The sequence below is a fragment of the Aeromonas sp. R7-2 genome (assembly GCF_040908105.1).
In the GTDB taxonomy this organism is placed as follows: domain Bacteria; phylum Pseudomonadota; class Gammaproteobacteria; order Enterobacterales; family Aeromonadaceae; genus Aeromonas; species Aeromonas caviae.
Window position 1 is genome coordinate 47393 of record NZ_JBFODC010000019.1, and the last position, 9257, is coordinate 56649.

At 58.9% G+C, this 9257-nt stretch carries 14 protein-coding genes and 1 pseudogene; 5 read left to right on the plus strand and 10 right to left on the minus strand.

Annotation, left to right across the window (positions count from 1 at the left end; all coding sequences use genetic code 11):
- Positions 1 to 16 precede the first annotated feature (16 nt).
- The 10 genes from bet to AB5Y47_RS04815 all read right to left on the minus strand — a co-directional run bounded on the left by bet (position 17) and on the right by AB5Y47_RS04815 (position 5820).
- Positions 17 to 994 (minus strand): phage recombination protein Bet, encoded by a 978-nt coding sequence (bet, locus tag AB5Y47_RS04770; RefSeq protein ID WP_368219914.1) that lies wholly within the window; start codon positions 992 to 994, stop codon positions 17 to 19.
- A complete protein-coding gene (locus AB5Y47_RS04775) occupies positions 991 to 1836 on the minus strand; it encodes a PD-(D/E)XK nuclease-like domain-containing protein (protein WP_368219915.1) in 846 nt (281 codons plus the stop codon). The genes bet and AB5Y47_RS04775 overlap by 4 nt, the downstream gene beginning before the upstream one ends.
- On the minus strand, positions 1833 to 2198 hold the full coding sequence (locus AB5Y47_RS04780; RefSeq protein WP_368219917.1) for a hypothetical protein: 366 nt from the start codon (positions 2196 to 2198) through the stop codon (positions 1833 to 1835). Before AB5Y47_RS04780 ends, AB5Y47_RS04775 begins: the two co-directional genes overlap by 4 nt.
- 2 nt (positions 2199 to 2200) lie before the next feature.
- Complete coding sequence (locus AB5Y47_RS04785; protein ID WP_202043885.1) at positions 2201 to 2392, minus strand: hypothetical protein; 192 nt, start codon at positions 2390 to 2392, stop codon at positions 2201 to 2203.
- Between the two features lie 287 nt (positions 2393 to 2679).
- A complete protein-coding gene (locus AB5Y47_RS04790) occupies positions 2680 to 2916 on the minus strand; it encodes a hypothetical protein (RefSeq protein ID WP_235674271.1) in 237 nt (78 codons plus the stop codon).
- Between the two features lie 20 nt (positions 2917 to 2936).
- On the minus strand, positions 2937 to 3212 hold the full coding sequence (locus AB5Y47_RS04795) for a helix-turn-helix domain-containing protein (protein WP_368219919.1): 276 nt from the start codon (positions 3210 to 3212) through the stop codon (positions 2937 to 2939).
- A gap of 464 nt (positions 3213 to 3676) precedes the next feature.
- The gene (locus AB5Y47_RS04800) at positions 3677 to 3877 is read right to left on the minus strand and encodes a hypothetical protein (RefSeq protein WP_141227070.1); all 201 of its coding nucleotides are present in this window, start codon (positions 3875 to 3877) and stop codon (positions 3677 to 3679) included.
- A 398-nt stretch (positions 3878 to 4275) separates the two neighbouring features.
- Positions 4276 to 4521: a hypothetical protein gene (locus AB5Y47_RS04805; protein ID WP_368219920.1), complete on the minus strand. Its 246-nt coding sequence runs from the start codon at positions 4519 to 4521 to the stop codon at positions 4276 to 4278.
- A 295-nt stretch (positions 4522 to 4816) separates the two neighbouring features.
- A complete protein-coding gene (locus AB5Y47_RS04810) occupies positions 4817 to 4996 on the minus strand; it encodes a hypothetical protein (RefSeq protein WP_011705891.1) in 180 nt (59 codons plus the stop codon).
- 209 nt (positions 4997 to 5205) lie between these two features.
- A complete protein-coding gene (locus AB5Y47_RS04815; RefSeq protein ID WP_234921666.1) occupies positions 5206 to 5820 on the minus strand; it encodes a helix-turn-helix transcriptional regulator in 615 nt (204 codons plus the stop codon).
- Positions 5821 to 5955: 135 nt separating this feature from the next.
- On the opposite strand from AB5Y47_RS04815, the gene AB5Y47_RS04820 reads away from it, so the two are divergent.
- The 5 genes and pseudogenes from AB5Y47_RS04820 to AB5Y47_RS04840 form a co-directional block, all read left to right on the plus strand.
- Positions 5956 to 6162 carry a Cro/CI family transcriptional regulator gene (locus tag AB5Y47_RS04820; protein WP_202043880.1) on the plus strand — a complete coding sequence of 69 codons (207 nt, stop codon included), beginning with the start codon at positions 5956 to 5958 and terminating at the stop codon, positions 6160 to 6162.
- A 41-nt stretch (positions 6163 to 6203) separates the two neighbouring features.
- Positions 6204 to 6593 (plus strand): hypothetical protein, encoded by a 390-nt coding sequence (locus AB5Y47_RS04825; RefSeq protein ID WP_135319752.1) that lies wholly within the window; start codon positions 6204 to 6206, stop codon positions 6591 to 6593.
- A gap of 3 nt (positions 6594 to 6596) precedes the next feature.
- Entirely contained in the window at positions 6597 to 6815 is a 219-nt protein-coding gene (locus AB5Y47_RS04830) for a hypothetical protein (protein ID WP_045525499.1), read from the plus strand.
- Between the two features lie 197 nt (positions 6816 to 7012).
- Positions 7013 to 8926 carry a DNA cytosine methyltransferase gene (locus tag AB5Y47_RS04835; protein ID WP_368219921.1) on the plus strand — a complete coding sequence of 638 codons (1914 nt, stop codon included), beginning with the start codon at positions 7013 to 7015 and terminating at the stop codon, positions 8924 to 8926.
- A 23-nt stretch (positions 8927 to 8949) separates the two neighbouring features.
- Positions 8950 to 9111 (plus strand): annotated as a pseudogene (locus AB5Y47_RS04840) (helix-turn-helix domain-containing protein); the annotation flags it as partial.
- Between the last annotated feature and the right edge of the window lie 146 nt (positions 9112 to 9257).

The window sequence follows — 9257 nt, forward strand, 5'->3', positions numbered from 1 at the left end:
GAGCGGGCCTTGTTGGTTATTGCTGGGCGCTGTGCCCGGTACTGAGCTGCTTCTTGCGCTCGCCGGCGATCTGCTTGATACCTGCGATGATATTCTGGTCGCCGGTTTCGTTGGCCCAGGTCCAGGCGGTGGTGTAGGTCTGCTGCCATTCGGTGGTATCACATGCCCCCTCGATGGCGGCGCAGTGGTCGGCGTAGGCGTTGGCGTGGTCCGCCTGGGCGGGTTCGGCCATCTGCTCATGCTCCAGGGTGACCGATTCGATGCTCTGGCCGCGGATGGCATCCAGGGTGCGGCTCTTTGCCGGTGCGCCATGCTGCGGTTGGCTACCTGGGATCTCGTTGATGATGATCTCCTTGCCCTCCATCTCCTCGGCGGTGGGCTCGCTACCGATCTCCGGCCAGGCCTTGCGTAGCGCCTGCGCCTCGGTGCATTTGGCGAGCTGGGCATAGGGCCGCTTGCGCCACATGGCGTTGGGGCACTCGGTCTTGCCGCTCTGGGTGGCGTAGTTCTCCTTCCAGCGCTCCAGGGCGTGGAAGGCAACCCGCTGGCCGTTGACCATCTTATAGACGGTGTACTTGCACCACTGCGGGTAGGTGACCTTGATCTTGGCGCTCTGGTTGTAGGGGTCTTGGAACTCTTCGGTCACATCCGGCCCGAACACGGGTTCGTCGGCACCGGCGTAGTTGCCGGAGCGATCAGCCTGGATCCGGTACATGCCGATCCCGGGCATCGGCACATCCCGCCAGACCTTCTCTTTGGTGCGGGCATCGGTGACCTGCATGGGGACAAGGTGGACCGGCTTGAGCAGAATATCCAGGCCGCGGGCCCTGCAGTAGTCGATGGCCATGACCACCGAATCGGGGTTGGCTCCCGGGTAAATGGTGTTGCACAGGGCGTTCCAGGTCGGCTCGTCGATGCCACGCTGGACGAGGATGGGGAACTGGGCGGCGAAGTTCTCGACCGCCTGCTGTTTGATGCTGGTGATGTTGCTCATGCTGCTTTCCTTGTCGCCCAGGCTGGGCGCTGGAGGGGTTTGAAGTCGTGCCAGTCGTTGTTGACCCGGCAGTCGTGGAAGCGATGGAGGTCGCGGCGGAACAGGTCCTTGCCCGCATCCTTCCAGTCATCCGTCAGGGGGCGCACCCGCACCGGGTAGCGGCCACAGTTCACACTGGTGCTGACCGCCAGAAAGACGAATTCCGGCTCCTCGCCCATCACCCGGTGGAAGCCTTCGGAGTACATGGCATCCTGCACGTGGTAGCGGAAGTCCTCGACATGGCGCTCGAAGCGCCCCATATCGTCCACCGACTTCACGTCGATCATGATGGGGTGATTGCTCAGGTGGCGGTCTGGTCGGATCCGGCACAGCTCCTGGGTCTGGGGGTCAATCCAGTAGAAGGAGACCTCGCTGTGCCCTTCCTGCTCCAGCAGCCAGCGGGCGTCCGGGTGGGCCATCACGCTGTCGCGCATCAGGTAGAGCTTGCGTCCCTCCTCGGTATCCATCACCGTCTTGCCCAGCTCTGCGCAGCCTGCCAGGAACTCGGCCTCTTCAGCCTTGCCGGCGTTGGTGCGGCGGTTGAACGGTGGGGCGATGATGAAGCGGCTTTCGAACTCGTCCGGTTCGAGCAGTAGGCAGTGGATGGCGCTGCCCATGTCGAAGGCTTTGAGCTTCTCCTGGTCGAGCGGGGCGTTCTTGGCCCAGATGTAGGTAGCCGGGCTCTCGGCTATTTGGTCGAGCTGGCTTTTGCTGACCCCGGGGCCAGCGTGGTACTCCTCGTTGGAGAGGCCGAACACCCGACCAAGCGGGTGCGCGGCGGAGGTGTCGGCGATGGCGTTCATGCTGCGCTCCTGTGCTGGTACTGCTCCCATTGCTCCTCGCTCATGGCGTCGTGCAGGGCGGCGAGGTGACTGCGCCAGGCGGCCTGGGCCAGGGCGGCCAGGGCGGCGTCCATCAACTGCTTGGTGAGCTGCATCAGCGGGGCAGGATCGCCCTCGGTCATCAGCAGGAACATCGCCTGGTTGAGCTGCAGGCCCTGGTCGTGGTTCACCTCGGCCAGCAGGGTGGACAGGTCGGTATCGAGCTGGCCGGCCAGCAACAGTGGCAGGTTCTCTTCGCTCCACTCGGCAATCCACTCAGCCCTGGCGCTGGCCTCGGCCTCGCGGCTTTCCAGCAGGGTGAGAAGAGCTGTTTCGTTGGTCATAGCTACATCTCCATTTCCAGTCGCAGGGTGCGCCGTTCGTGATACTCCTCGATGGCGCGGCGGGTTGCAGTGCGTTGGTGGGCAAGCTGGCGCTCTGCTGCGCCGGGTTCGACGGTCACGCTGTAGTGATGCTGGGTGCGGGGCGGCATTGAGCCGCGAAATCCCATCATCTGGGCTTCGGTCAGTGGCTTCATGGTCTGGGTCCTGGTGGTAATCGCCAGCAAGAAACGTTAACTTGGAATCATTTGACGCTTCATTTGCTGGGGGAGTTATGGCGTGGTTTAAGGTGGTTACGGACAGCACTAGCAGTGCTCAATACAAGCGAATTTCTGAGTGGGACAGTGTGTTAATTGCTCAGGGCACTGTTGGGCACAAGGTGTTCTCGGTTCTCAGTGACGACCATAAGCAGGTGACATACTTTCTGTCTGATGAGTTTGAACCGATAGCGTTGGCGCTTAAGGCGGTGCCTTGCGAGATGCCCTCAAAAGCCAGCGAAAATTCGCTTAAGCTCGTCATCGGGGATCCCTCTGTCCTTCACTCGAGCGAGTAACCCTCTGATTGCATCGAACCGAGGGGTGAAGTAGTTCCTGACGAAGTTGAACTCCGCAGCCCCATCGCCATCGATGAAGCCATTGCTGTAGATGTTGATGACTCTCCCGTCACGACTTGTGAGCTGGAAGATAAGCAGTGGTTCGTCTCTATCCGTCTGAAGTGGCATTGCGAGCTCCTCTTGCGGGTTTAGCCTTGCGTCACGGGTCCTTCACCTTGGCCGGTCGTCAGCCAGGCGAAGTGGGCCGAAAGCTCGGGGTGCTGTGCTATCAACAGCAGGGTGCCGCCGCTGATGTCCCGGTAGTTCAGCTCGTAGTTCTTGAGCGTGGTTGCCGGGATGCCCAACTTGTCGGCGAACTCCGGCCGGCTGAAGCCGAGGCGTTCACGCAACTGGCGCAGGCGCTTGCGGCAAGCATCATTGAGCGGAGGGATGGTCAGGTTGCTTTGGTCGGTACGCTTTTTCATGGTCTGGGTCCTGTGGTGGTGCAAACAAAAAAACCGGCTCGAGGGCCGGGGGGGGTGGTGAACTGGGATGGTTGAATAAGGCAATAAAAAGCCCAGCGGGTGCTGGGCTTTCGGTAAGACAATTTAATTACGGTTGGCGTTTAATAAATGCAACAGCCAGAGTACCGAGTGCTGCCGTGGCTATGGTGCCACCTAGCCAAGGTTGGCCGTGAAGGCCGACATACCCACCGCCAACTACGCCGATCATGCAAACGGCAACGGCGCATAACATGCCGAATAGTCGTTCGCTCAATATGTATCGGTCAACTCGTCTACTTCTGGCTCGACGGTGCTCAGCTTCGAGCTTGGTCTGTTCCACAACAAAATCGACAAGGTCAGGTCGGAAGGTATGCAGTTGCTCAAGTTGAGCCACTGGTAAAATAGGTGAATCTGAATCGTGCGAGCTGACGGCCACTTCGCTGCCGTTAGCGCTCTTTGCTCGCATCTGATGTTGCTTTGCCATAGACGGTATTGGCACTCTTGGTGAAGTCCCGACCGAGAATCTTCACGTCTTTACTTAGGTTCTCGGCATCTTCTTTAAACCCATTTGAATGGGCATAGGAACGAGGCTGGAAGCCAGTAAAAAGGCTCGAAAATCCAGACAGGATGTTACGTAAATTGTTCATATATTCTCCAGTCAACGGGTAACTTGAGGTTACATTGACACTATCAGTATCTTTTTTTAATACCATAAAAGCAATGTTTTGTGCCCCTAGCAGGTTCATTTTGTGAGCTGGTTAGTCCCCTCCGGAGTAAGATAAATCAGCCTGCAACCCCCTGATGCAAGGGGCTCCAGGCTGGCCACTGTTGCCAGTGGCCACCGTTCACGTTCACGCACCGCCTTCCGGATTGAACGGGGTATCGGCGCATCCCTACCGGCATCGGGATTCGTGGTTGTGAGCCGGTTCCATGTTGTTAAAGAGCAGGCCCAGCCGAATTTGGCGTGAGCGAAGCCAAAGCATCCTTGCGGTGCTTGAGAAAGAGGCTTTGGCTACGGCGCTATGAGGGAAGCGCCAGACCCGGGTCAGATGGCGTTGCGGTGGAACTCGGCCCGCCAGTGGAGGAGGGCGCTCTGCTTGGTGATGCCGGCGGTGCGCTTCTGGGCAGCACGTGCGGCGACGATGTGGTGTTGCTCGGTGGCCATCATGGCCAGATGCAGGCGCTGTTTGATGGCTCGGCGGCGAGCGGTATTGCCGTTCAGGCGGTCAGCGATGGCAGTTACAATCTGGTCTGCGCGTTTCGCGGCCCTGGAAAAAATGCGCTTGGTCATGGTACATTCACTCCTGTTGGCGAGTTGGTCCTCGCTAATTCCCACGTGATTCGTCATGCTGGGTCCTGTTGCTAGGGTTGGTCCCCTAGCAACATCCGATTGGGGTGGTACCCCAGTCCTTCAAAGCCCGCCTCGTGCGGGCTTTGTCGTTCTTACGCGCTGGTGAGGCGCCTCACTTCTGCCCTGGTCAGGGGCCGGGTCCTGTTGCTGGTTGTCGATGATGCTTCTCAACCGGTTGAACACTGAGCCAATGCTCATGCGGTTGAGTGCTCCCGCTCTTGGCGGGAGCGACTCGTTACGCAGCCGCTTGCAAGCTGGCTGCCCGGGCCCGGTGTTCCTTACCCGCCTCGGTCTTGACGGTGTAGAACAGGCCACCCCCGCGGCGTTTGCCGAGGTCGGTGATGTCGGTGATCACGGCCGGCACGGAGACGCGGGTACGGGGGTTGGTGTATTGCACTTGGTCATTCACTTTCATGAGTTGGTCCTCTGTTTGGTTCTGTTTGTGCTCAAGCTATGAGCGGTTCGATTGTTTTACCGAACAAGGTGAAGGTTAATCTTCGAGAACGTAAGCGTCAATGAAAAATGTTCGTTAAAGCGAACTTTTTTTGAGAGCGGTGCCGTCGCCCCTAAATGACAGGCACAAAAAAGCCCGCGTGAAGCGGGCTTGATGGGGGGAGGGGCAGGCTACTCCTTTACGTCACGACGTAGTTCAACCATCCGACCATAAACAATTGCATCTTTGATTGGCACAGTGCCGAGACGCTGATCATCTGTTACGAGGCTAATGCCTGATAGGCCATCAAGGGCTTTGAGAAGCCTGCGCTGCTTGTTGTCACCCAACTGGACCAAAAGTATGTCTTCATGACTGGGGGTTCTGTCTGCCAAGTCAATTACGCAGATATCACCAGTCTTAATGCCGGAGCCAGCGAGATTGTCATCGTTGGCAACCACTCCAATGAGTTGCCCGTCCAACTCGCTAAATATATGGCGCCCGCTATCCAGGGTAGAGAGCGCATCAGACGGATGCTTCCCCAGTTCTGACATCTCCCATACAGGTACTTTCCCGAGGTTGGTGTCGGTCACGTAGGTACCACTTTCTTTGCCGGTGTAGAGCCAAAGCGGGTCACAGCCAAGGGCTTTGGCAATAGAGAGAAGGCTACTCACTCGCAAGTCTTTTAACGGGTCCGACAGCAGGACGGAGATCACGGCCTTGCTGATCCCTGATTTGCGAACCAGGTCAGCCTGCTTGTAGCCACGCTCCTTCATCATGTATTCCAGTCGATCTCTAAAAGAGGTCATGTCGTTCCCGTTCGCTAATTAAAACACAGATGTATTTTCACCTATTACATGTCCGGAATGTCGATGGTTGACTTGTTCGCAAAAGCGAACCAAAATGACGCCTCCACTCAAGGGAGCAACAAAGGACCCTGACCAATGAAAAAACAGGACGCCATCAATTTCTTTGGCGGCAATAACGCTCTTGCCCGGGCGCTTGGTGCAGGCAAAAGCACTGTGTCCGAATGGCCTGAAGTCATCCCAGAGCAGTTTGCAACCCGCATCCACTTCAAGTCAGGCGGAAAGCTGGATTTCGGCTTGGAAGATTACCGTCCTGTTCAACAGGACTCCCAGCAGGCCGCCTAACCACCGGCCTGTTTTTCCACCCAACACAGAGGACCAACTCCATGGGAAGAATATCGCTCCCCGATCATGAAAAACTCGACACGCTGTCACCGCTGAAGGTGCGTGGCACCCCGGGCCAGCGTCAGGTGTGGCAGGAAGTCGGTGCAGAACTGCGCATGACCGAAACCGCATTTGCCCGCACCTCGTTGCTGATCCTGCTCAAGGCCATATCTCAACATGAGCCACAAATCCTGGCGAGGGCCGTGAAACGGGCCAATCGGAGCCTGCTCGACCAGGGATATCCGCCCGTGACCGTCGAGGAGATCCTGGACGGCTCCGGCCTTCCCGAGCGCGGCTTGCTCCAGTTCAGCCCGGATGACGAGGCCGCCTACAACGAGGAGCGCCCCCTTCGCCCCCTGCAAAAACTCATCAACTTCGTCCTCGGGAGGTAACCCATGACCACGCAACTCCGCCCGCCGCGCCCGGCTTCCCAGCATGTCAGCGATCGGGACAACATCATCTTGAAATCGGTCATGCATGAGCTGGCCCTGGCCCTCGATGAGCCGCTGATTTCGACTGCCCATGCCGCCGGTACCGACCGGCAGGCCCTGCGCCTGGCCCGCGAGCTTGAGGCTCGCACCCTTGAACGCGCCGAGAACCAGCCTAGCGCCTAATTTCCCTGGCCCGCCTCACCACCGGGCTTTACAAACCAGGACCCAGCCAATGACCAATTCAACCATGGCCCATGGGGGCCACCCATTGCCTCATGATCTCGACCACTGCCCGCGATGCGGCAGTGAACTGCGATCCAGTACCGATGACCACGTATTTGAGTGCCCGGCCTGTGCCTACACCGAGCAGGAGGTGCTTCATGCGTAAGTCACAAGTCGCCTCAATCTGCCGCCACACCTTCAACCTGTTCGACGAAATCGTCGTGGACAACTTCGCGGGTGGCGGCGGGGCATCTACTGGGATCGAAATGGCGCTGGGCCGTAGCCCGGAGATCGCCATCAACCACGACCCGGATGCAATCTCTATGCACACCGTCAACCACCCTGACACCGAGCACTATTGCGAGTCGGTGTGGGATATCGTGCCGCGCGATGTCGTTGCTGGTCGCCCTGTGGGGCTGGTCTGGCTGTCACCTGACTGCAAGCACTTCTCCAAGGCCAAGGGCTCGACCCCGGTCAGCAAGAAGATCCGGGGCTTGGCGTGGGTCACTCTGCGCTGGGCCGCCACAGTACGCCCCCGGGTGATCATGCTGGAGAACGTCGAGGAGTTTCAGACCTGGGGCCCGCTGCTGATCGACTCGGAGGGCAACGCTCGCCCTGACCCTGCAAAAAAGGGCCGCACCTTCAACAGCTTCATCAACGCCCTGCGCCGCCAGGGCTACAAGGTGGAGTGGCGGGAGCTGCGTGCCTGCGACTACGGCACCCCCACCATCCGCAAGCGCCTGTTTCTGATTGCACGCCGTGATGGCGCCCCCATCGTGTGGCCCAAACCGACCCATGGCGACCCCGCCAGTGCTGAGGTGAAGTCCGGGAAGCTGCTGCCGTGGCGGACCGCTGCTTACATCATCGATTGGTCAATTCCTTGCCCCAGCATCTTCCTCACCAAGGAAGAAGCCAAAGCCCAGGGGCTCAACGTTAAGCGGCCACTGGCCGAGGCTACGATGCGCCGGATTGCCAAGGGGGTGGAGCGGTTCGTCATCGACGCCGCCGAGCCGTTCATCGTGAAGTGCAATCACACCAGCAACCGCACTGTCTACGATGCTTTCCGTGGTCAAGGGCTCCATGAGCCTCTACAGACAGTCACCGCTGCCCCAGGGTTTGCTCTGGTGCAACCACAACTTGCCCCCTTCATCACTGAGCATGCCAACGCCAGTCATCAGCGCAACATGCCTGCGGATGAGCCGCTGCGTACCATCTGCGCCGAGGTTAAAGGAGGGCACTTCGCCCTGGTATCGCTGGAGTTGCAACAATTTGCAGATACGTGGTTTGAGTGTGGCGTTTGCCACAACATATATCAGGACAAACATGAACTTGGCTGTGACTGTGGGGAGGGCATCAACAGGAAGCCGGCAACTTTAACCCAGGTAGAGTCTGCTTGCCCGGACGATAGCTGGAGCTATAACGGCAATTTATCTGCTCAATTTATCGCTCGCCAGTTCGGCAACTCTGTCGGCCAGTCAGTGGAAGACCCCTTGGGGACTGTCATGGCCAAGGCCGACAAGAGCCAGTTGGTCACCGCCTTCCTAGCCAAGCATTACACAGGCGTCGTGGGTGCCGAGCTGACCCAGCCGCTACCGACCGCTACCACCGTTGACCACAATGCTCTGGTGACCAGCCACCTGGTAAAACTGCGCGGCACCTGCCAGCACGGCCAGCCAGTAACCGAACCCATGCCCACCGTTACCGCCGGCGGGCTGCATATCGGTGAGGTTCGGGCCTTCCTGCTCAAGTATTACGGGACAGATTCGGCCATCCCCTGCTCCGAGCCACTGCATACCGTCACCACCAGGGACCGCTTCGGTCTGGTCACCGTGCGTGGCGAGGATTACCAGATCGTCGATATCGGCATGCGGATGCTCGAACCCCATGAGCTGTTCGCCGCCCAGGGGTTCCCGGCCGACTACGTGATCGACCACGACGCCACCGGCAAGAAGTTCACCAAAACAGCACAGGTGGCCCGCTGCGGCAATGCCGTGTGCCCGCCACTGGCTGCCTCCCTGGTTCGCGCCAACCTGCCAGAGATGTGCGCAGATGCACAGGAGGTGGCGGCATGAGTATGTTACTGATGGCCAAGGCCATGAGCATCAAGGTGGGTAATCCACTTCGGAAGTTGGTGCTGATCAAGCTGGCGGACAACGCCAGCGATACTGGCGAATGCTGGCCGTCGTACCAACACATTGCAGATCAGTGTGAGATCTCCCGGCGCTCAGTGATTAATCATATCGATGCGCTATGTGACGCGGGGCTCCTGACTAAGGAATCTCGGGTAGGGCCTCAAGGGAAGAGATCGAACGTCTATGTGCTGACATTGGATAGTGCAGGAGCTGCACATCCAGAGGTGCAGGAGATTCACCAGGGTAGTGCAGGAGCTGCACTAGGGGGTGG